The organism is Mesorhizobium sp. M7A.F.Ca.US.005.03.1.1, assembly GCF_003997975.1.
GTDB classification, from domain to species: Bacteria; Pseudomonadota; Alphaproteobacteria; order Rhizobiales; family Rhizobiaceae; genus Mesorhizobium; species Mesorhizobium ciceri.
On the sequence record NZ_RZRO01000022.1, the window covers coordinates 1 to 21257 of the forward strand.

Annotated in this window: 18 protein-coding genes; 8 read left to right on the forward strand and 10 right to left on the reverse strand. The window is 58.8% G+C overall.

The genetic code is table 11. The features are described 5' to 3' along the window. Positions 1-18: 18 nt before the first annotated feature. Positions 19-1035 (reverse strand): sugar ABC transporter substrate-binding protein, encoded by a 1017-nt coding sequence (locus tag EN990_RS12215; RefSeq protein ID WP_024503693.1) that lies wholly within the window; start codon positions 1033-1035, stop codon positions 19-21. 228 nt (positions 1036-1263) lie between these two features. Between EN990_RS12215 and EN990_RS12220 the strand changes: the two genes are divergently transcribed. From EN990_RS12220 to EN990_RS12235, 4 genes are all read left to right on the forward strand, one after another. Further along, the gene (locus EN990_RS12220) at positions 1264-2490 is read left to right on the forward strand and encodes an ROK family protein (protein ID WP_024503692.1); all 1227 of its coding nucleotides are present in this window, start codon (positions 1264-1266) and stop codon (positions 2488-2490) included. Then, on the forward strand, positions 2490-2936 hold the full coding sequence (locus EN990_RS12225; protein WP_013532706.1) for an RbsD/FucU domain-containing protein: 447 nt from the start codon (positions 2490-2492) through the stop codon (positions 2934-2936). The genes EN990_RS12220 and EN990_RS12225 overlap by 1 nt, the downstream gene beginning before the upstream one ends. Continuing rightward, positions 2933-3856 (forward strand): carbohydrate kinase, encoded by a 924-nt coding sequence (locus EN990_RS12230; RefSeq protein WP_127369947.1) that lies wholly within the window; start codon positions 2933-2935, stop codon positions 3854-3856. Before EN990_RS12225 ends, EN990_RS12230 begins: the two co-directional genes overlap by 4 nt. A 247-nt stretch (positions 3857-4103) precedes the next feature. Then, positions 4104-5246: a DegT/DnrJ/EryC1/StrS aminotransferase family protein gene (locus EN990_RS12235; protein WP_024503690.1), complete on the forward strand. Its 1143-nt coding sequence runs from the start codon at positions 4104-4106 to the stop codon at positions 5244-5246. A 14-nt stretch (positions 5247-5260) separates the two neighbouring features. On the opposite strand, the gene cysQ is transcribed toward EN990_RS12235, so the two are convergent. Genes cysQ through cysD form a run of 3 tightly spaced genes read right to left on the reverse strand, consistent with a single transcriptional unit; the run spans position 5261 to position 8908 of the window. Continuing rightward, a complete protein-coding gene (gene cysQ, locus EN990_RS12240; RefSeq protein ID WP_024503689.1) occupies positions 5261-6052 on the reverse strand; it encodes a 3'(2'),5'-bisphosphate nucleotidase CysQ in 792 nt (263 codons plus the stop codon). A 10-nt stretch (positions 6053-6062) separates the two neighbouring features. Then, entirely contained in the window at positions 6063-8000 is a 1938-nt protein-coding gene (gene cysN, locus EN990_RS12245; protein WP_164766110.1) for a sulfate adenylyltransferase subunit CysN, read from the reverse strand. Positions 8001-8002: 2 nt separating this feature from the next. Beyond that, the gene (gene cysD / locus EN990_RS12250; protein ID WP_013532711.1) at positions 8003-8908 is read right to left on the reverse strand and encodes a sulfate adenylyltransferase subunit CysD; all 906 of its coding nucleotides are present in this window, start codon (positions 8906-8908) and stop codon (positions 8003-8005) included. 484 nt (positions 8909-9392) lie between these two features. Here cysD and EN990_RS12255 point away from each other — a divergent pair, with 484 nt between their 5' ends. Together EN990_RS12255 and EN990_RS12260 are read left to right on the forward strand one after the other, a co-directional pair. Further along, positions 9393-10691: an O-antigen ligase gene (locus tag EN990_RS12255; protein ID WP_127368213.1), complete on the forward strand. Its 1299-nt coding sequence runs from the start codon at positions 9393-9395 to the stop codon at positions 10689-10691. Then, entirely contained in the window at positions 10688-11623 is a 936-nt protein-coding gene (locus EN990_RS12260) for an NAD-dependent epimerase/dehydratase family protein (RefSeq protein ID WP_127368214.1), read from the forward strand. The genes EN990_RS12255 and EN990_RS12260 overlap by 4 nt, the downstream gene beginning before the upstream one ends. 35 nt (positions 11624-11658) lie before the next feature. Here the strand turns inward: EN990_RS12260 and EN990_RS12265 are convergent, their stop codons facing one another. From EN990_RS12265 to EN990_RS12275, 3 genes are all read right to left on the reverse strand, one after another. Beyond that, positions 11659-12195, reverse strand: coding sequence for a sugar transferase (locus tag EN990_RS12265; RefSeq protein WP_013532714.1), 537 nt, complete (start codon positions 12193-12195; stop codon positions 11659-11661). Positions 12196-12317: 122 nt separating this feature from the next. Next, on the reverse strand, positions 12318-13253 hold the full coding sequence (locus EN990_RS12270) for a glycosyltransferase family 2 protein (protein ID WP_127368215.1): 936 nt from the start codon (positions 13251-13253) through the stop codon (positions 12318-12320). 93 nt (positions 13254-13346) lie between these two features. Then, a complete protein-coding gene (locus EN990_RS12275; protein ID WP_164766111.1) occupies positions 13347-15332 on the reverse strand; it encodes a nucleoside-diphosphate sugar epimerase/dehydratase in 1986 nt (661 codons plus the stop codon). 248 nt (positions 15333-15580) lie between these two features. Here EN990_RS12275 and EN990_RS12280 point away from each other — a divergent pair, with 248 nt between their 5' ends. Beyond that, positions 15581-16465: an SAM-dependent methyltransferase gene (locus EN990_RS12280; protein ID WP_127368216.1), complete on the forward strand. Its 885-nt coding sequence runs from the start codon at positions 15581-15583 to the stop codon at positions 16463-16465. A gap of 46 nt (positions 16466-16511) precedes the next feature. Next, positions 16512-18119 (forward strand): polysaccharide pyruvyl transferase family protein, encoded by a 1608-nt coding sequence (locus EN990_RS12285; RefSeq protein WP_127368217.1) that lies wholly within the window; start codon positions 16512-16514, stop codon positions 18117-18119. On the opposite strand, the gene EN990_RS12290 is transcribed toward EN990_RS12285, so the two are convergent. The 3 genes from EN990_RS12290 to EN990_RS12300 are packed head-to-tail and all read right to left on the reverse strand — an operon-like array spanning position 18114 to position 21257. Beyond that, on the reverse strand, positions 18114-19568 hold the full coding sequence (locus tag EN990_RS12290; protein WP_127368218.1) for an ABC transporter ATP-binding protein: 1455 nt from the start codon (positions 19566-19568) through the stop codon (positions 18114-18116). The two genes, EN990_RS12285 and EN990_RS12290, sit on opposite strands and share 6 nt — an antisense overlap. Continuing rightward, positions 19558-20346 carry an ABC transporter permease gene (locus EN990_RS12295; protein ID WP_127368219.1) on the reverse strand — a complete coding sequence of 263 codons (789 nt, stop codon included), beginning with the start codon at positions 20344-20346 and terminating at the stop codon, positions 19558-19560. Before EN990_RS12295 ends, EN990_RS12290 begins: the two co-directional genes overlap by 11 nt. Beyond that, positions 20343-21257: an NAD-dependent epimerase/dehydratase family protein gene (locus EN990_RS12300; protein WP_127368220.1), complete on the reverse strand. Its 915-nt coding sequence runs from the start codon at positions 21255-21257 to the stop codon at positions 20343-20345. Before EN990_RS12300 ends, EN990_RS12295 begins: the two co-directional genes overlap by 4 nt.

Consider the following 21257-nt stretch of genomic DNA (forward strand, 5'->3'; position numbering starts at 1 on the left):
ATGCCGGTCAGAACGGCATCAGCCCCAGCACTTGGCGAGGCCTTCCTTGGTGTCGATGGACTTGACGCCGGTGGCCGGCTTGTCGGTCACCAGGTTGACGCCGGTGTCGAAGAAGTTCTTGCCTTCGGTCGGCTTCGGCTTGGTTCCGTCCTTGGCAAAAGCGGCGATCGCCTCGATGCCGAGTGCAGCCATCTGCAGCGGGTATTGCTGCGAAGTGGCGCCGATGACACCTTCGGCCACCGACTTCACGCCGGGGCAGCCGCCGTCGACGGAAACGATCAGCACCTGGCTTTCGAGGCCGACAGCCTTGAGCGCCTGGTAGGCGCCGACAGCGGCGGGCTCGTTGATGGTGTGGATGACGTTGATGGTGTTGTCCTTCTGCAGGAGGTTCTCCATCGCCTTGCGGCCGCCCTCTTCGTTGCCGTTGGTGACGTCATGGCCGACGATGCGCGGATCGGTCTCGTCGCCGATCTTGTTGGGATCTTTTACATCGATGCCGTAGCCCATCATGAAGCCCTGGTCGCGCAGCACGTCGACAGTCGGCTGCGAAGGCGTCAGGTCAAGGAAGCCGATCTTGGCGTCCTTGGCCTTGTCGCCGAGCGTGGCGGCGGCCCAGGCCCCGATCAGCTTGCCTGCTTCGAGATTGTCCGTCGCGAAGGTCGCATCGGCGGCGTCGATCGGATCGAGCGGCGTGTCGAGCGCGATCACCAGCAGGCCGGCATCACGCGCTTTCTTCACGGTCGGCACGATGCCCTTGGTGTCGGATGCGGTGATCAGGATACCCTTGGCGCCATCGGCGATGCAGCTTTCGATCGCCGCGACCTGGCTCTCGCTGTCGCCGTCGATCTTGCCGGCATAGGTCTTGAGGTCGACGCCGAGTTCCTTGGCCTTCGCGGTCGCGCCTTCCTTCATCTTGACGAAGAAGGGATTGGTGTCGGTCTTGGTGATCAGGCAGGCGCCGACACCGGCCGCGGATGCGGACGAGGCAAACGCCATCAGCCCCAGAGCCGCGGCGGCAAACACGGTCGATTTCAACAATTTTGTATTGGTCACGATTTTCCTCCCAGTGGAACCATTCCGATGCCGGCCAACCGGCACCTGCAGCGCATCCAACGAAATTCTCCCAGCGTGGACGCTGCCTTAACAGACACCAGGCCGAAGCCCGTGTCAATAATTAAATCACTCTTATTTATTATTGACAGCATTGCTTCGTTCACCCATTCTGGCCCAAAAGCATTGAGGGGAAACGACGGGAGGAACAGGGTGGAAACGGCCATTGCGAGGCACGGTTCGCCCGAGGTGAATGACAGCCTCATTCACCGCGGCACCAACCAGAGCGGCATGCGCGACCACAATGAGCGGTTGGTGCTGTCGCTGGTGCGTCAACACGGCAGCCTGGCAAAATCCGACATCGCCCGCATGACCGGACTTTCGGCGCAGACGGTTTCGGTCATCATGCGCGAGTTGGAGGAAGAAAGCCTCCTGCTGCGTCAGGCGCCGTTGCGCGGCAAGATCGGCCAGCCTTCCATCCCGATGGCGCTCAATCCCGAAGGCGCTTTCTTCATCGGCCTGAAGATCGGCCGCCGCAGCGCTGAACTGGTGTTGATCGACTTCCTTGGCAATGTCCGTTCGATGCTGCAGCATTCCTATCGCTACCCGGCGCCGCGCGAGACGGTGGACTTCGTCAGCAACGGCATGCGGCAGATGCGCGGCGAGCTCACGCCCGCGCAAGACAAGCGCATCGCCGGGCTGGGCATCGCCATGCCGTTCGAATTGTGGAACTGGGCCGATACCGCCGGCGCCCCGCGCGACGTGATGGACGAATGGCGTCACCGCGACATCAGGGCCGACATCCAGGCGCAATGCGATTTTCCGGTCTATTTGCAGAACGACGCCACGTCGGCCTGCGGCGCCGAACTCGTCTTCGGGCAGGCGGGCGCTGCGCGTGACTTCGTCTATTTCTATATCGGCGCCTTTGCCGGTGGCGGCATCGTGCTGAACGGCCGGCTTTTTGGCGGCCCGACCGGCAATGCCGGAGCGCTCGGCTCCATGCCCGTGCCCGGGCCGGACGGCAAGCCGACCCAACTGATCGATGTCGCTTCCATCGCCATGCTCGAAAAGGCGCTCAATGCGCGCGGCATCGAGGCCTCGCATCTGTGGACCTCGCCGGAAGACTGGGGCGAGATCGGACCCGAACTCGACGGCTGGATCGCCAGCGCCTCAAGGGCGCTCGCTTACGCCATCGTCGCCGCATCCTCGATCATCGATTTCGAAGCGGCGGTGATCGACGGCTGGATGCCGAAGGCGGTGCGCCGCCAGCTGGTCGACGCCATCATTGCGGCAATCGCCACGATCGACGGCGAAGGCTTGAAGCTGCCCGCCATTCGCGAGGGAACCGTCGGTATCCATGCCCGGGCGCTCGGCGGCGCCAGCCTGCCACTTTCCGAACGCTTCCTGATCGGCTCGACGACGATTTCCAGGAGCGCCTGATGCTGATCGGAATCCCGGCGCTGCTCGGTCCGGAGCTTCTGGCGATCCTGCGCGGCATGGGCCATGGCGACGAAATCGCCCTTGTCGACGGAAACTATCCGGCGGAACAGCAGGCAACCCGACTGGTACGCGCCGATGGCCACCCTCTTATCCCGGTACTCGACGCGATATTGAGTGTCCTGCCTGTCGATGACGCCGTGCCGGAGGCGCTGTTTCGCGCCTCGGTCCGAGGCGATCCCTCGCTTGCCGATCCTGTCCATCATGAGATCGAAGCGATCTGCGCCAAACGGGCGCCAGGCCGCAAGGTGGTTGCGCTGGCCGGCGCCGACTTCTATGCACGGGTCAAATCGGCGCATGCCATCGTCGCGACAAGCGAGCCGCGGCTCTACGCCAACATCATCATACGCAAGGGCGTGATCTATCCGCCGGAGACCAAGAAGCCATGATCCTCTGCTGCGGCGAAGCCCTGATCGACATGCTGCCGCGCACGACGACAGCGGGCGAGCCGGCCTTTGCGCCTTATGTCGGCGGCGCCGTGTTCAACACGGCAATCGCACTTGGCCGGCTCGGCGCGCCGGCCGGCTTCTTTTCCGGCCTGTCGTCGGATCTGTTCGGCGGCCAATTCCGGGATGCGCTTGGGGCGAGCAAGGTCAGTTCCACCTATGCACACACCTCGCCACGGCCAACCACGCTGGCCTTCGTCAAGCTCACCAACGGCCAGGCGACGTACACTTTCTATGACGAGAACACCGCCGGACGCATGCTGACGATCGACGATTTGCCGCAGCTCGGCAACGAGATCGAAGCCATGCTGTTCGGCGCCATCAGCCTGATTTCCGAGCCCGCCGGCAGTGCCTATGAAGAGTTCATGCGGCGCGAGCATGAAAGCCGCGTCATGATGCTCGACCCCAACATCCGGCCGAACTTCATCCCGGACAAGGCCAAGCACCTCAAGCGCATTCGCACCATGATGGCGATGGCCGACATCGTGAAACTGTCGGACGAAGACCTGAACTGGTTCGGCGAAGCCGGCTCGCATGAGGATGTCATCCGCAATTGGCTGGACCGCGGCCCGAAGCTGATCGTCGTCACCCATGGCGGCGAAGGCGCGGTCGGCTATACCAGGGAACATGCGGTTGCCGTCGTGCCCGAAAGGGTCGAGGTGGTCGACACGGTCGGCGCCGGCGACACGTTCAACGCCGGCATCCTCGCCTCGCTGCACGAGCAAGGCCTGCTGACGAAAGCGGCGATTTCCGGACTGTCGGTAGACGCCATCCATAAGGCGCTGGCGCTCGGCGCGAAGGCGGCGGCAGTGACCGTGTCGCGGGCCGGCGCCAATCCACCCTGGCGACATGAAATCGCCTGAGCAACGCTCAACATAAGTTGAGCCCAATCGATCACTTTATGTTTCGCAGGGGCTCTTTCCAAGGCTATAAGGGCGGGATGGCGCCCGACGAAGCCCGGATTTCCGGCATCTGACTGACATTCGCCGGGAAAACTGGTAACGGACTGCGACACTTCCGCAATTTAGGGCTCCGCCTGCCCGGCTTTCTCGGCAAGCGCAACTCTGGTACCAGCGGCCGATTATCTGGCTAACCCATTTTGAGGCCGACATGCAGTTCATCGATCTAGGCGCGCAGCGCGAACGAATCCGCGACCGGCTGAAGGCCGCGATCGACCGTGTCGTCGACGAGGGCCGCTATATTCTTGGCCCGCAAGTCACCGAATTCGAGAACAAGCTTGCCGCCTATATCGGTACCAAGCATGTCGTGGCCTGCGCCAACGGCACCGACGCGCTGCTGTTGCCGCTGTTTGCAGCCGGCGTCGGCCCGGGTGACGCGGTGTTCGTGCCGAGCTTCACGTTCGCCGCCACCGCCGAAGTGGTGGCGCTGGCCAAGGCCGAGCCGGTGTTCGTCGATGTCGACCCGCACAGCTACAACATCGACATTGCCAGCCTCGAAGCGGCCATTGCCATGATCAAGAAGGAAGGAAGGCTGAAGCCGAAGGCAATCATTCCCGTCGATCTGTTTGGCCTTGCCGCCGATTACGAGGCGATCATGGCGATCGCCAACCGCGAAGGCCTGATGGTGATCGAGGATGCCGCCCAGTCGATGGGCGGTTCGCTCGACGGCAAGATGTGCGGCTCCTTCGGTGCGGTCGGCTCGACCAGCTTCTATCCGGCAAAACCGCTTGGCTGCTACGGCGACGGCGGCGCGATGTTCACCAATGACGATGCGCTGGCCGAACAGCTTCGCTCGTTCGCCTTTCATGGCAAGGGCGAGACGCAGTACGACAATGTCCGCGTCGGCATCAATTCGCGGCTCGACACGATACAGGCGGCGATCCTCATCGAGAAGCTGGCCATTCTCGAAGACGAGATGGTCGCCCGGCAGGTCGTGGCAAAGCGCTATGCCGATGGGCTTGGCGACGTCGTTACCGCCGCCCGCAATCTGGACGGCAGCCGTTCGGCCTGGGCGCAATACGCCATCGAGACGCCGAAGCGCGACGGGCTGAGGGCGCATCTCGGCGAAAAGGGCATTCCGTCTGTCATCTACTATGTGAAGCCGCTGCATGCCCAGGTCGCTTATCGCGATTATCCGCGCACGCCGACCGGCCTTGCCGTTTCGGAAGACCTGCCGAAGCGGATCCTGTGCCTGCCGATGCACCCTTATCTCAGCGAAGCCGACCAGGACCGCATCATCGAGACGATCCGCAACTATATAGGCTCGAATTCGGCGCAGGCAGCGGCCGAGTAAGCTACCGGGCCTTCTCAGGCGGGGCTGACCCCTGCCCCGCCGCTGGCAATGAAATGCGGATTGGCGAAATCCTCGTCGTCGCTTTGCCGGCGCTTCCCATAGACCAGAGGCTGGCCATCGAGCGTGCGCGTCATGCCACCGGCGGCGCGCAGGATGGCGTCGCCTGCCGCCGTGTCCCATTCCATGGTGCGGCCGAAGCGCGGATAGACATCAGCCTCGGCACTGGCGAGAAGGCAGAATTTCAAGGACGAACCGACCGAGACGATTTCGGCGGCACCAAGGTCGCGAATATAGGCCTCGGTTTCCGGCGTGTTGTGGGAACGGCTGGCGACGACGGCCAGCGGCGCCACGGCCGTTCTCACCGAGATCGGCCGGCGGCCGACGATCTGGTAGCCGCCATCGATCTCGAGAGATTCCGCCCTTCCCGGCAGGCCGGAAAAGAAGCGGCCCGTGCAGGGCGCAAAGACGACGCCGACCTCCGGCACACCATCGCGAACCAGCGCTATGTTGACGGTGAAATCGGTGCGGCGGTTGACGAATTCCTTGGTGCCGTCGAGCGGATCGATCAGGAAGAAAGCCCCATTTAGGTCGGGCGGCACGATACCGGCGGAAGCTTCTTCCTCGGCCACGCAGGGGATATCGGGAAATGCGGCACGCAGTCCGGCGAGAATGATCTTTTCGCTCTCGCGGTCCGCCTCGGTCACCGGCGAGGCGTCGGACTTGCGGTCAACCGCACAGCCGGCGTGGAACACGCGCATCACCTCGCGCCCGGCCGACAAGGCCAGGCGCTCGAAGATTTCAAGCATCAGCCTGTCGTCAGATGCCGCCGCCGCTATCGTATTGGTCTTCGGCAATGTCGCGCTCGTTCAGCCAGTGTTCCAGGGCGTCGACCATCTCTTCGGCCGATTTGCCGAGTGTCTGCAGATGGATCTCCGGGGTTTCCGGCGCTTCATAAGGGGAATCGACGCCGGTGAAATTCTTGATCTCGCCATTCAGCGCGCGCGCATAGAGGCCCTTCGGATCACGCCTGGCGCATTCCTCGAAGGGCGTATCGACGAACACCTCGACGAATTCTCCGTCGGCCATCAATTCACGTGCCATGCGCCGCTCGGCGCTGAACGGCGAAATGAACGAAACAATGACGATCAACCCGGCATCGGCCATCAAACGCGCCACCTCGGCGACGCGGCGGATGTTCTCGACGCGATCGGCATCGGTAAAGCCAAGATCGCGATTGAGACCGTGACGGACGTTGTCGCCGTCGAGGATATAAGTATGACGGCCGGTGGCGAACAGCTTCTTTTCGAACAGGTTGGCGATGGTCGACTTGCCGGATCCCGACAGCCCGGTGAACCAGAACACGGCGGGCCGCTGGTTCTTCATGTCGGCGCGCACGCGCTTGCCGACATCGAGCGACTGCCAATGGATGTTTTCGGCGCGGCGCAGAGAGTGCAGGATCATGCCGGCGCCGACCGTGGCGTTGGAGATGCGGTCGATCAGGATGAAGGCGCCGGTTGTGCGGTTTTCGGCGAAGGGATCAAAGGCGATCGGCGTCCGCGTCGAGATGTTGCAGATGCCGACTTCGTTCATTTCGAGCGACTTGGCCGCTTCATGGGCAAAGTCGTTGACGTTGATCCGGTATTTCAGATCGGTGACGGTGGCGCTGGTCTGGTCGGTCTCGGTGCGCAGGATGTAGGAGCGGCCCGGCAGCAGCGCATGCTCGTCGAACCAGACGATGTTGGCGGCGAACTGGTCGGCGACCTGCGGCCGTGCGGCAGGCGAAACCAGCATGTTGCCGCGCGAGATTTCGACTTCGTCGTCGAGGACGAGCGTGACGGCCTGTCCGGCAGCCGCCTGGGCGAGATCGCCGCCATACGAGACGATCCGCTTGACGCGCGAGGATTTGCCCGACTTGGCGACAACGACCTCGTCGCCGGGCGCAACCGAGCCGGAAGCGACCGTGCCGGCAAAGCCGCGAAAGTCGAGATTGGGACGATTGACATACTGGACCGGGAAACGGAACGGCAGTTCGACCATCGCTTGGTCGACTGACACGGTTTCGAGATGCTCGATCAGCGTTGGGCCGGAATACCATTCCATGCTTTCCGACCGACGGCTGACATTATCGCCATAACGGGCCGACATCGGGATCGGCGCAATGGTCTGGAAGCCGAGATCGCGCGAGAATTGCCCGTAGTCTTCGACGATCCGGTCGAAAACCGTCTGATCGAAATCGACAAGATCGATCTTGTTGACGGCCAGCACGACGTGGCGGATGCCGAGCAGCGAGGCGATGATCGAATGTCGCCTGGTCTGTCGAAGCACACCCTGCCGGGCATCGATCAGCACGATCGCCAGGTCGGCGGTCGAGGCGCCGGTGGCCATGTTGCGGGTGTATTGCTCGTGGCCAGGTGTGTCGGCGACGATGAATTTGCGCTTCGGCGTGGCAAAGAAACGGTAGGCGACGTCGATGGTGATGCCTTGCTCACGCTCGGCCTCGAGGCCGTCGACCAGCAGTGCGAAATCGATGTCGTCACCCGTCGTGCCATGCTTGCGCGAATCGCGTTCGAGCGCGGCGAGCTGATCCTCGAAAATCTGCTTGGTGTCGGACAGCAGGCGCCCGATCAGCGTCGACTTGCCGTCATCGACCGAGCCGCAGGTCAGGAAGCGCAGCAGCGACTTCTTCTCCTGCGCCGCCAGATAGTCGCGAACGCCGTCGGTGGGGGCGAGGCTCTTTGCCATGATGTGGCGCATGGTCAAAAGTACCCCTCGCGCTTCTTCTTTTCCATCGAGCCGGCTTCATCGCGGTCGATCAGGCGACCCTGCCGTTCGGATGTCCGTGCCGTCAGCATTTCGCCGACGATGGCTTCCAGCGTGTCGGCCTCCGATTCGATGGCGCCAGTCAGCGGATAGCAGCCAAGCGTGCGGAACCGCACGAGCCGGTTCTCCACTGTCTCGTCGGGGCGGAGTTTCATGCGCTCGTCGTCCCGCAGGATCAGCATGCCGTCGCGTTCCACCACCGGCCGTTCCTTGGCGAAATAGAGCGGCACGATCGGGATACTTTCCTGCAGGATGTACTGCCAGATATCCAGCTCGGTCCAGTTCGACAGCGGAAAGACGCGGATCGATTCACCCGATGCGATGCGGGTGTTGAATATCTTCCACATTTCGGGGCGCTGGTTCTTCGGATCCCACACATGCTGGGCATTGCGGAAGGAAAAGATGCGCTCCTTGGCGCGCGATTTCTCCTCGTCGCGACGTGCGCCGCCAAAGGCCGCGTCGAAGCCGTATTTGTCGAGCGCCTGGCGCAGCGCCACGGTCTTCATGACATGGGTGTGGGTGTTCGAACCATGGTCGAACGGATTGATGTTGTCGCGCACGCCGTCTTCGTTGACATGAACCAGGAGATCGAAGCCGAGTTTCTGCGCCATCTGATCGCGAAAGGCGATCATCTCGCGGAACTTCCACGTCGTGTCGACGTGAAGAAAGGGAAATGGCGGCTTGGCGGGATAAAACGCCTTCATCGCCAGATGCATCAACACGGATGAATCCTTGCCGACCGAATAGAGCATGACCGGCTTGGCAAAGGCGGCCGCAACCTCGCGGAATATATGGATGGACTCGGCCTCAAGCCGCTGAAGATGCGTAAGCGCTGTTGTCATGGACCGTGGGCGTTCTTTCGTATTTCCAACAGAAGACCTTGCCTCAAATCATCGAGCTTTTGCGCCCGGTTCGAGCCTTGTTTCTGGACAATCTTCCTCGTGCCGGCGTTCTAGCAGATCGCCGTTGTCAAGAACAATGCAAGACTGGCCCGGCCGCACATGGTTCGAGAATGAATTTTCCACAGATACCATCAAACCCGGAAATTCCTGCCCGCAAGCTCAACAACCGAGAAAACGCGGGGAAAATATTGCTTGAATGACCGGCTACGGCTTTCAAGCGACTTCCCTTGGCCGACCGTCGCCTGCCGCCGATTTTCGGTGGCAATCCACCAGATACACTATCGAAAACGGGGGGCGGCCGCTATACCAGCTTCGGCAGCGGGCAAGCGCGTTATGAGGCCTGGGCAATTTCGAGGCGAGCGCATTCAACTTCGCTAAACAAGATCCGCCGCATGACACTTGCCGAAAACAGCGAGCCCGAAAATTGAGCCGGCTTTCATCCCTCACACAGCAATTCTCGCCTTCGCGGATCAACAACTACTTCTCCATCCTTTGCTTCTTTTTTCCACCGGTTCTGGGGTCGGTGGTCAGCTTTGTGTTCAATGGCGGAGGCCTTTCGTCCGCCCTGCTGATTGCTTTAGGGAAAAGGCGCTTCAACGCCGACCGGCCCATGATCTGGATGACGGTCGCGATCTATGCCTACTGCGCCGCCAATCTCCTGGCGTCCATCGTCAACAACTCGTTTGTCCGGGATGCGCCGCATCTTATCCCGCTCGTCACCTTCCTGTTTTTTCCCGTGTCCTATTCGACATGGAGCAACACGCAGAAAACCACGCTTGCCCGCATCGTCGTGCTTTCCAGCATGGCCGCCTGCTTTGTCGCGCTGCTCATGGCCGTCATCCAGCAATATTGGATTGGCGTCAGGGCGGAGGGGGGAGCCGGAAATCCGATCGTCTTCGCAACCGTCGTCTGCCTTGCCGTGGTGACCTGTGTGGCTGGCGCCTTGTCCAGTATTGAGCAAGCCCGGACACCCCTCTTCTACGCGACACTGGCCGGGACGATCGCCGTCATCTATTCCGGCTCGCGTACCATCTGGCTGGCACTGCTGATCGCCGGCATAGCCGTCATGTTGATCAACCGGCACAGGCTCAGGGGCAGGAATGCCGTTCGCCTGCTGCTGCTGCTGGCGGCAGTCGGCGTCGTGATCGCCGCTTCCAGCTTCCAGGCGATATCCGGGCGGGTCGACTTTTTGCGCTCCGATTGGGGTGCGCTTGGAGCTAGCGGCAACTACGACACCTCGTTGGGAATACGTGTTGCGCTTTGGGAGATCGGCCTCAAAGCATTCCATGACATGCCACTGTTCGGGCACGGTGTGGGTGCAACCCAGCTTCTGATCAAACAGGGCTTTCATGAGCAGTTCGCGATGGACACAGGCTTCAACCATTTCCACAACGGCTTCCTGACCGCCTTGGTGCAAGCAGGAATTCTGGGCGCCGTGACGCTGGCAGCGATCTTTATCGTTGCCGCTGGAAATGCCGCCCGGGTCTTGCGAAACAGCAGCGATCCGAACGAGCGGTTCGGCGCCACCATGATTGTCGTCGTGGTGATCACCTATCTGACGGCCGGAATGACAGGCATCCTGGTCGGCCATGACATTCTGGACTCGGTGCTGATGGTCTTCCTGGTGAGCGGAACATATCTCGCCTCCGGACGCCATGTTCCTTTGCTGGACGAGCCGGCACTTGCACCAGTCACGCAAGACCTGTCTCGGGCAAGGCCATGAAGGTTCTGGTCACGGGCGCGACAGGTTTCATCGGGCGTCTTGTCGTGCGCCACTTACGCGAAGCCGGTGCCGAGCTTCGCCTCGCCTCCCGCCATCCCGAGAGGCTTGCTTCGGAGAACGAGGCTGTGCCGATGCCCGGCTTCGATGCGCCGGCCGCCGCCTTTCTGGAACTGACCCGGCATATGACTGACGTCGTCCATTGCGCTGGCCTCAACAATGATCGGGGAAATGCAACCGAAGCCGATTACCAGGCGGCCAATGTGGAACTGAGCGCAAGGCTGGCGCATGCAGCGGCGGCCCAGATAAGCGGACGTTTCATTCATCTCTCCTCGATCCGGGCGGTGATCGGCGCGCACGTCAGCGCAACGATCGACGAGGACACGCTTCCTGCCCCACAATGCGCCTATGGACGCTCGAAGCGCGAAAGCGAGATCACGGTTTTGGACGCCTATGCGTCGCATGGCCGCTCCGACGCCGCCGTGTTGCGCCTGCCTCCGGTCTATGGAAGTGGCATGAGGGGAAATCTGGCAACGCTGATGCGCCTTGCCGATACGCCGCTGCCGCTGCCGACGGGTGCCTTGACCGGAATCCGCTCGCTGATGTCTTCCGAGGCCGCGGTGCGAGCAGTGTCGCACCTGCTCAGGCATTCCGGGCCGCTTCGCCCGATCTATGTCGGCGCCGATGTGCCGCCGGTCGCCGTCGACGCCGTCATCACCGCCTTTCGCAGAGGTTTGGGGCGGCCTGTGCGCCTGATGGCGGTGCCGGCCGGGCTGATACGGCCGGTGGTGGCCGCACTCGGCAGGCGGGCGTTCTGGGACAGCCTGACCGCCACACAGATATGCGACCCCGCCCTGCTGGTATCGCAGGGGTGGACGCCCGAAGCCGGCACGCTTGAGCGGCTGGCCGAGCTGGCGCGGCTCAGCAGATCCTGACTTTCTTGCTTGACCATGATCTTTTCATGGTCTGCTCAGCGGTAGAGCGTTCCAAACAGGATCCGAAGATCGAGCCAGAACGACGCGGTGCGGAGGTAGGCAGCATCCGTTTGCGCCAAGAGTTCCGGGTTAGACATGTCGATGCCCCTGATCTGGGCCAGGCCGGTTATGCCCGGCAGCGCCGCCAAAACCCCCAGCCGCCTGCGACACTCGATCAATTCCGTCTGGGTCGGCAGGCAGGGCCGCGGCCCGACCAGGCTCATTTCGCCCTTCAAGACGTTCCAGAATTGCGGCAGCTCATCCAGCTTGAACTTCCGCAAGACCTTTCCAACCGATGTCACGGAATCCGCCGGCGCCTCATGCGAGGGTAGCGACGGCGTCCCGACATACATCGTGCGCAACTTGTGGCAGCGGAAAAGCCGACCGTCACGGCCGACCCGCACCTGTGAAAAAATAGCCGGGCCCGGCGACGATGCCCGAACGGCAAGGACGGTGAGCGCCAAGACAGGAGATGTCGCCACCAGCAGCAGAGCCGCACCGGCAAGATCGAAGATTTGCTTGGCTGCCTTCATGAACGGCCGATAGTGCTCCCTGCCGAAGTCCCGAGGCAAAGCCGCAGGCCAATGTCGTCAATCCGGTCGACGTAGCATGAGCCGATCTCTTGACCAAGCGCGCCACGCAGCCGTCGCAATGTTCAGATGCGCCCCAGGATGAAGGCGAGATAGAGCCCCAGGTTTCCGGAAACGGTCTGCCGATAGACGCCGCTTCGGCGCAAGCCTGCCAAGCGGCGGAAAAGGCCGCCGTCGCGCCCGTGGGTGAAAAGGTCGAGGCACACCATCGCGTCCTCGGTCAGGAGGTCGCGATTGACGGCGAGACCGTCAAGGTTGAGGTCCGTCCAGCCGGCGAATTCCCCCTTGAACAGGCGGCCAAGCCGGGACACCCTTGCTTTCCAGGACACGTTGGCGCCGACCAAATTTGCCGCATGCTGCCGGTAGCGCACCAGCGGCCGCGGATCGTAGCGGACGATGCCGCCGGCAGCGGTCACGATGAGATAGGCCCACCAGTCGTGGCTGACGAACCCGGTCCGCATGCAGGCCCTGGCCAGCAGGTCGCGTGCCGCTGCGTTGAGCAGGATGGTGTTGCCGCCGGCGATGCTTTGCACAAGCGCGTTGCGAAAGGTTGGCGGCCGGGCAAACAAAGGCGAATGGCCGACAAGGCTTCCCGTTTCCGTCATGGTCGCGGTTCGCGAACAAAACATCAGCGGGATTTTCGCATCCTGGGTCCGCATCCAGTCGATAGCGCTCTCCAGCCTGTCGGGCTCCCAGATATCGTCCTGGTCGCAGAAGGCATAGCAGTCCGCCTCGATGCGTCGATCGACGATCATGGAGCGGAAATTGGCGGCGAAGCCTTGCCGCGGCCCCTCGACGAGCGTCATTCGACCCTTGGGCCGCCAGCGGGATTTCCATGCCTCGATGATGGCGGTCGTGCCATCGGCGGAGCCATCGTCGGATATCCACAGGTCGACCAGAGGGTGCGACTGCTCGAGCAGGGACTGCAGCTGCTCCTCGATGAAGGCGGCGCCGTCTTTCGTGCCCATCAGGACCGCGATGCGCAGAACATCTTTGCTCACGAGCAAGATCGCTTTCTGATTCTGATTGGATCTATCTCTTTGATTTGGCGCAATTCCCAAAGGTAAGCGCCGTGCGCTTTTCCCGGAATTGTTCTAGGTCGCCTGCCCGGCGGTCTTCGGAATCGGGTCTTGACGTGCACTTGCCCTGGCCTTCTTGGCGCGGTCGAGACCTGCCAATGCGGCGAGCGCGGCAGCCTTGTCCTGGTTTTTCGCCGACTGCTGCAGCGCCGTGAGCGCGACCTGGACATCCGACCATTCCACGACGTCCGTGCTGAGGCCGAAAATCTTCGAGATGCCGAGTTCGACGAGTTCCTCGTCTTCGCCATGCAGCGTTTCGTGGAGTTTTTCACCCGGCCTTATGCCGGTGAACCGGATCGCGACGTCCTTGTATGGGCTCTTTCCGGACAAGCGGATCATCGTTTCGGCCACTTCAAGGATCGGCACCGGCTTGCCCATGTCGAGCATATAGACGGCATAATCGTCTCCGCTCTGCCGCGACGCGGCGTCGGCCGCCGACATGATGACGAGATCGACGGCTTCGGCCACGGTCATGAAATAGCGCGTCATGCGCCGGTCGGTGATGGTGACGGGCCCTCCGGCCTCGATCTGCGCCTGGAATATGGTCGCCACCGATCCATTGCTGCCGAAGACGTTGCCGAACCGCACTGCAATGAACTTGGTGGCCGGGCGACGCCCGCTTGTCTCGCCTGCCGGCGTGCCATGCAAGGCGCTGATGATCTGTTCGGCGGCCCGCTTCGTCATGCCGAGCACTGACGAGGGATCCACCGCCTTGTCGCTCGATATCAGGACAAATTGCGCAACCCCGCACTTGGCGGCGACCTCGGCACAAACGAGCGTTCCGAAGATATTGGTCTGGATGGCCGAATCCCAGTTTTCCTCGAGCAGCGGAACATGCTTGAGGGCCGCGGCATGAAAGATGATGTCCGGCCGGAATTCCGTGACGACACGCGTTATCTGGCGCCGGTCCGCGACATCGACGATGCGGACCTTGAGGCGGTCGTGGTCCTTCTCGTCAACATACTGGCTCAGCTGGAAAATGCCGAACTCGGAGTTGTCGGCGACCAGCACCGCCTCGGCTCCGAGTTCCAGCGACCGCCTGACCAGCGTCTGGCCGATCGAACCGGCGCCGCCGGTCACCAGAACGCGTTTGCCGCCGACAAAGGCGCCGATACGCTGGATATCGGACGCGACCGTCGGCCGGCGCAGGATCGTTTCCATCTCGACGGTGTCGAGAACCAGCTTTCCGTGCTGTTCCAACTCCGAAAGGCCTGAGAACTGCACCACATTTATGTCGCCGTGCCGGGCAATGCGCACAAGTTCCGAATAGTCCTCGATTTCGTGCTCGGCGCCGCTACCGAAAATCAGCAAGTCCAGGCTCTTGGTGCCGGTCGCATAGTCTTCCAGGACATCGATCAGGCGCGGCATTGTCGCCACTACGGGAACACCTTGAATCCGCGTGCCCAACGGTGCGCCGCGCTCGGTGGCCATGATGCCTGCGATGGAATAGTCCGCCGGTTGCGCCGTGCGGGTGAAGCGAATGATCAGGTCGGCCTCGCCGAGCCGGCCGACAAACAGAGCGCGCTTGGCCTGCTGGTCGGTCTTGCGGCTCAGAATCCCCCAGCTCGCGCCGTCACGCAGGAAGCGGTAGAACAGCCGGGGTGCCGATATGATGGTGAAGGAGACGAGGAAGAAGACGATGAACTGACGCTCGTTGAGCCCCGCCACCGGCCGGTAAAAACGCAGCAGCAGCGACGCCATGTAAAGAGTGAACGTCAAAATCGCGCAGCTCTTCAGGATGTTGAAAAAGTCCGGCGTCGAGGCGAAGCGCCACACGGTGGTGTAGAGGCCACTGTAGCGGAACAGCAGATGGCTGATGACGACGATGCCCGCCCATGTCGCCAGACCCTCGTTGGAGAACGCTTCGAACGAAAGATTCGACCGCGAAAGAACAAGGCTGAGTGCCACGGCGACCAAGACCATGACCACGTCCTGGACCATGATGAAGGCGCGCCGCATCTGTGGCCTGAGCCCGAACACAGCTTCAAGGTGGGAATTCATTGGACGGCACTAGACTCCAGGCTCAAGGGCATCGACACCAGCGGAGTGCGAACACGAAGATACTTCGCGACCAATCTACCCTAAGTGCCATCCCCGGCCCCCGCCGTGGTGTATCGCATACTGCGGGGCGGAGGGCATAGCTAGAGGTTTTTTGTGCGAACTAGACCCTACTGTGGATTTGGCCATTCCTACGGATGGGTCCATCGGAACTTCTTGGGTCGCCAAAAAGATTGATGTAAGGGAGTCGGATGCGCAGAGCCGAGATTGCCCAGAAATTCCCGTTCCTTCAGCGGCCAATGGACTTGGTTAGAGAACTTGCAGGCAGGAGCCAAAAAAGCGTGATCAAAACAAATGAAGATGAGACGATAGAGTTTTGGTCAAAACGCTCGCATGACGAGCTTGCTCGGGTAGCGGCGGCTTTGCATCGCGATCGTCGACAGGCCGAAGATAAAGCCGGACTTCATGAGGTCATCGGCGCAAGAGCTGTGGTTTCAAATGCCTTTATTGAAGGAGTCGGCATTGAGGTCGGGGCAGGCAACAGGCCGTTTCCAGTTCCGTCTATGGCCACTGTGATCTACGGCGATATCCGCGACAACGAGACCTTGAAGACTCACTTTGCCGACCCAAACATCACCCAAGGCGGATTTATCGATGCGGAGACTTTTGCTGGGACAAAGCTCGAAAGCCTCGACTTTATCATCTCAGCCCATGTTATCGAGCACCTGGCAAATCCATTCGGCTCAATTAGGGAGGGTCTGGCACGTCTCAAATCCGGCGGGGTTTATGTTTTCGCCGTACCAGACATGAGATTCACTACTGACCGCAACCGCCCGCTGACTACGTTTGAGCATCTAATGGGCGACCTCCAAACAGGCGGAGGTCCAACTCTTCTTGACTCTTACATAGAACACTGTCGCTTCGTTCACCCTTTATCGCAGCCAAAATTTTCGGAGGACCAGTTAGTAGCTGCGGCAGAACATGGGCTAAAACACCGGATAGACATCCACGTTCATGCATGGACAAAGGAAGCATTTTCAGATCATCTTAGCCGCCTGCAGAAGCTATTTGGATTTACCAAACACTTCGAATCGTCGATCCAAAATGAATCTCTATTTGTCATTAAAAAAAATTAATAGTCAAATATCGATCAATTTCACGAGAAAGAGATAACCTTCACGCATGATACCTCTAAATTACTTCCTTAGAATAAACAACGTTGGGGATAAATTTTCCCCCGAAATAGTCCGCGCCGTATCGGGAAAAGAAACAAAATGGACTTCTAATTTAAGCTCCAAGCACTTGTTGGGTGCCGGAAGTATTCTTGCAAGCGCCACCGAACATTCATACGTTTGGGGTAGTGGAATCATGAACCCTAGATTGGGGATAGGAAATCCAGCACCATCTCGGGTTTTGGCTTTGCGTGGGAAACTTTCCTATACCGAATTATCACGGGCCCTGCGGAGCAGATTATCCGACATTCCGCTCGGAGACCCAGGTTTCCTGTCTAACATATTGGTGGACAAACCACAGTTGGGAGATCGATTTGATCTGGCCGTCATTCCTCACTACGTGGATCAAACAAACCCGTACGTACAGAGCCTGTCTGCATTGGATGGCGTGAGAGTTCTAGATGTACACCAAGAGCCAAAAGCATTCATTTCGGCGCTTGCGCAGTGCCAGTACGCGATCAGTTCTTCGCTCCATGGCTTGATCTTCTCCGAATCACTCGGGATTCCTAATGCTTGGGTTGAGTTCTCCAACCAGGTAGCGGGTGAGGGCTTCAAATTTCGTGATTGGTTTTCATTAGCAAAAAGACCTCAGGCAGATGCAGTTTCCATCAATCGCACGTGGTCAAGATCGGATCTTGCCGACCTCTGCCAAATCCATGAAATGGAAATTGATACCGACGCCCTGTCTGCAGCACTGGTTAAAAGAGTAGATGATATAGATATATTTTCCGATCGGAAAATATATACTTTTGACAAATGTCGGTCTAGACCAGTACCAATTTTCATAATCTCGTTTAACCGAGGCGATCAATTACTTAAAGTGGTAGATTCCTACAACCGACTCAGCACAGATGTTGACATCGTTATTCACGACAACGGAAGTTTCGATCATCGCACATTGTCGATACTTGATAATTTAGAGAGATCTGGCGTAACAATCATTAGATCGACAGCGATCAACTCACCTGAAGAGCTGGACAACATCAATACCACGATTGAGATGTACTTTTCCAATTGGGCCGAGCCTGGCAGGTATGTGGTAACGGATGGCGACGTCGATCTCAGCGGCGCGGCTCCGGATATATTGTCTGTTTTTGACCTCTTGTTGGATAATTTCAGAGACATCGCCTGCGTGGGGCCAATGCTAAGGATACATGATATCCCTTCCACCTATTCCCTTTACAATCATGCGATGAATCGCCACATTGATCAGTTCTGGCACAAAGAGCCTTCTTGGTTCACGCGCGACGAAATTAAGATCGCTTACCAACGAGCGCCAATCGACACAACCTTTGCTCTCTATCGCGCTGGAGAGCGTTTCCATCGACTGCAGAAGGGATTGCGAATTTACTATCCCTATGATGCCAGGCATCTGGATTGGTACGAAGACGAGAGTGAGGGCGAGGCATATCGCATGACATCGTCCCCGGCCATTTCACATTGGAACTCACAGAAGCCGATCGATGCAATGAGAGATGAGCCGTTGAGATTTTTCGACTATATACGGGTGCTGCGATCGCCCGACGGCACCTTAACTATGAAAAAGGAAATACTATAGAATTTCTGTCTTTATAGAGGTCCCTAAATCAAAATGCCCAGATGAAAGAAGGTCCACTTCCGGCGCTACACGAAATGCAACAGCATCGATGACTCTGTGCAGCGGACTGCTACCAGATGTAGTTTTTCCAAAAACTGAACTTCCAATAAAATAAGTACCCGGGAGCATCAAACAATTAAACTCAAAGGAGACCATAACGGTATCCCCAGATTTTACTTTCTTTATCCTGAAAATATCTTTGTCGACATTGTTTGCCCCAGCTAATATCAAGCCAGAAACGGTTTTCAAAGCCATGCCGAAAGCTACATTGGCCGCATCGACTGAAAAGTTCACTTTAAACTTGAACGCGTACCGCTTGCCTAACTGAAGAACATTCACCTGACTGCCAACCATTGTTGTTAGGCGAAGTTCGTGAATACGTGCACCGTGTTCTTCCGTTGCCGTTGCAGATTGCGTCTGTAAACTCTTGTCGAAATAATCCGAAAACTCTTCTTGGCCGTGCAAGGACGATGACGCCAACGGAAGCGCGGAGTAATCAACTTCATAGACGGTCTTCGCTATGTCTTCGGCACTCTCCCTTTCAACATTTACACCTGCCGCGCTGTGCGGTCGGACGGCAGCCAAGCGTACAATGCTCGCTCGCATTTGTGCTGCCGTATCCCCAGAAGCATTTACTAGCCGCTGATATTGATTGACTACGGCTTTGGGTCTGCCTTGAGAAATCAGTTCTCCGGTATCGATTAGCATTGCTTTCGAACACAGCTGCACAATTGTCTGAGCGGCATGGCTCACAAACAGGATAGTGCCACCCTTATCCTTAATGTCCTCAATGCGGGCGAAGCATTTTCGCTGGAAGGCCTCATCCCCCACAGACAGAGCTTCATCCACCACCAAGATGTCCGGGTCGACATTGATGGCCGTGGCGAATGCCAGACGCACATACATACCGGACGAATAGGTTTTCACGGGTTGATCAATGAACGGTCCGATATCGGCGAAGCGGGCGATGTCGTCGAACCGCCACTCCATCTCCCTGCGCGGCACGCCGAGAATTGAGGCGTTGAGGAAGACGTTCTCGCGTCCGGTGAATTCGGGATTGAATCCTGCGCCAAGTTCCAACAGCGCGGCAATACGGCCGTTGACTTCGACCGAGCCGCTCGTCGGCTGCAGTGTGCCGCAAATGATCTGTAGCAGGGTCGACTTGCCGGAGCCGTTGCGGCCGATAATACCGACGGTTTCGCCGCGGCCAACTTCAAGCGAAATTCCGGAGAGCGCGGCGAAATCGCGAAAATAGCGGCGCGGCGGGCGACCGATCAGCCGCTCCAACCGCGGGACTATCATTTGCTTGAAGCGGTCTTCAGGTCGCTCGAACATGACATAGTGCTTGGACACATCGCGCACGCGAATTGCTATGTCGGAAGCGCGGTTGCCTGACCTGTCAGAGGACATCTGCAAATCCTCTTCGGGTTTTCTGGAAGAATTGATAGCCGAAAAATGCAGTTGCAATCGCCACCATGGAGTAATTGCCAAGGGCGGCCCAATTTGGCTGCACACCGAAAAGAACCACGTCGCGGAAGCTCTCAACGGGAATCGCGAGCGGATTGAGCGAAAGCCAAGGTTGTAGCCAGGTTGGCAGCGACGTTCTCTGAAAGAAGACCGGCGAGAGGAACATAGTGGCGGTCACCAGCGGTGTTACTATCTGGCTCATGTCACGGAAATAGACGCCGATCGATGCCAATATCCAAGCCATGCCGAGCACTAGGACAATCAGCGGTGCGAAAACCACGGGCGCCAAGATCACCGTTGCTGGGATACCGCCGAAGACGATGTAGGCGAAAGCCAGCAGCACCAACAAGCTGACGGCCGCATGGAACAATGCTGCACCAGATGCAACCACCGGCAGTATCTGGATCGGAAACACGATCTTCTTCACATAATTGGCATTGCCTACGATTAGGCTGGGCGACAGCGAAATCACCTCGGCGAAAAATTGAAAGACAATCAGCCCGCAGAATAGGACAACCGCAAACTCGCCGGTGGAATGTGTTGCGCTCTGCTGGTCTGGCATCGTCCAGCGCGACTTCATCACCACGCCGAACACAAACGTGTAGACAGCCAGCATGAATAGCGGGTTGAGCAGCGACCACAGCAATCCCAAGGCAGAGCCACGATAGCGACCGACCACCTCCCGGCGAATGAGCGAAACACTAAGTTGAGTAAAATTCATGATGCGGCTTGAATCTTCTTCCTGTAATCCCACACAAAATCTTGTATTGCACCGGAAATATCAAAATCTGCTTTCCATCCAGTATCTCGCGTTATTGCATCGCAGTTTAATTCAACATCCTTGACGAGAAATGACTTTTCAGGGACGTAATTGCGGCGAATATGGCGACCACAAGCATATGCACAAAGATCTATTACCTCATTTACGCTAAGCGACCTCCCAGAACCAACGTTGTAAATTGCTCTTTTCTGTCCTTTCGGCTTTAGAACGGCATCAATGGCGGCACAAAGATCTCGCACGTCGATATAGTCGCGCAATGCCTGCCCGTTGCCCCATATATCAATCGGAGCACCTAGAAAGGCGGCCCGAACGGCGGCGGCTACCACACCTTGACCCTTTTCGGGCGACTGGTATTTTCCAATTGGGTTCGAAGCACGAAGAATCGAGTAACTCCACCCCTCTGCTACAGACAACGTCCTAATGGCGTTCTCGACCATCAACTTGCCGCATCCATAGGTGCTTATAGGCAGGGTTGGATGCTCTTCACTGATTTTTGGCTGCTGGGGGACCCCATAGATCGTCCCGCCAGACGAAAGATAAACTACGTGCTGGATCGAACTTCCGCGCATACTCTGCAGAAATTTGACATGCGGGATAACATTTCGGTCCACCTCAGACACGAGGTCATTAGCAAACGTGGCTGGCACAGATGCACTAACGAGCAGCACTGCAGCGCTTAACCCTTCGAAGTGGTGGCGATAGGTTGCAGGATCATCGAAATCAATAATCGCCATATTGGCGAGTTGAAGACCTTGCCGCCGAACAAACGCACGAAAGGGGATTTCTCTCTGATTGAAATGGTCAATCAGGTTCCGCCCGATAAATCCGGACGCTCCGAAAATGCCGATCAT

What these genes read in the sequence shown, in the direction of transcription:
- EN990_RS12225 (WP_013532706.1), top strand. Translation starts at nt 2,490, where the DNA reads ATGCTGATCGGAATCCCGGCGCTGCTCGGTCCGGAGCTTCTGGCGATC.
- EN990_RS12230 (WP_127369947.1), top strand. Translation starts at nt 2,933, where the DNA reads ATGATCCTCTGCTGCGGCGAAGCCCTGATCGACATGCTGCCGCGCACG.
- EN990_RS12235 (WP_024503690.1), top strand. Translation starts at nt 4,104, where the DNA reads ATGCAGTTCATCGATCTAGGCGCGCAGCGCGAACGAATCCGCGACCGG.
- cysQ (WP_024503689.1), bottom strand. Translation starts at nt 6,052, where the DNA reads ATGCTTGAAATCTTCGAGCGCCTGGCCTTGTCGGCCGGGCGCGAGGTG.
- cysN (WP_164766110.1), bottom strand. Translation starts at nt 8,000, where the DNA reads ATGCGCCACATCATGGCAAAGAGCCTCGCCCCCACCGACGGCGTTCGC.
- cysD (WP_013532711.1), bottom strand. Translation starts at nt 8,908, where the DNA reads ATGACAACAGCGCTTACGCATCTTCAGCGGCTTGAGGCCGAGTCCATC.
- EN990_RS12260 (WP_127368214.1), top strand. Translation starts at nt 10,688, where the DNA reads ATGAAGGTTCTGGTCACGGGCGCGACAGGTTTCATCGGGCGTCTTGTC.
- EN990_RS12265 (WP_013532714.1), bottom strand. Translation starts at nt 12,195, where the DNA reads ATGAAGGCAGCCAAGCAAATCTTCGATCTTGCCGGTGCGGCTCTGCTG.
- EN990_RS12275 (WP_164766111.1), bottom strand. Translation starts at nt 15,332, where the DNA reads ATGAATTCCCACCTTGAAGCTGTGTTCGGGCTCAGGCCACAGATGCGG.
- EN990_RS12280 (WP_127368216.1), top strand. Translation starts at nt 15,581, where the DNA reads ATGCGCAGAGCCGAGATTGCCCAGAAATTCCCGTTCCTTCAGCGGCCA.
- EN990_RS12285 (WP_127368217.1), top strand. Translation starts at nt 16,512, where the DNA reads ATGATACCTCTAAATTACTTCCTTAGAATAAACAACGTTGGGGATAAA.
- EN990_RS12290 (WP_127368218.1), bottom strand. Translation starts at nt 19,568, where the DNA reads ATGTCCTCTGACAGGTCAGGCAACCGCGCTTCCGACATAGCAATTCGC.
- EN990_RS12295 (WP_127368219.1), bottom strand. Translation starts at nt 20,346, where the DNA reads ATGAATTTTACTCAACTTAGTGTTTCGCTCATTCGCCGGGAGGTGGTC.
- EN990_RS12300 (WP_127368220.1), bottom strand. Translation starts at nt 21,257, where the DNA reads ATGATCGGCATTTTCGGAGCGTCCGGATTTATCGGGCGGAACCTGATT.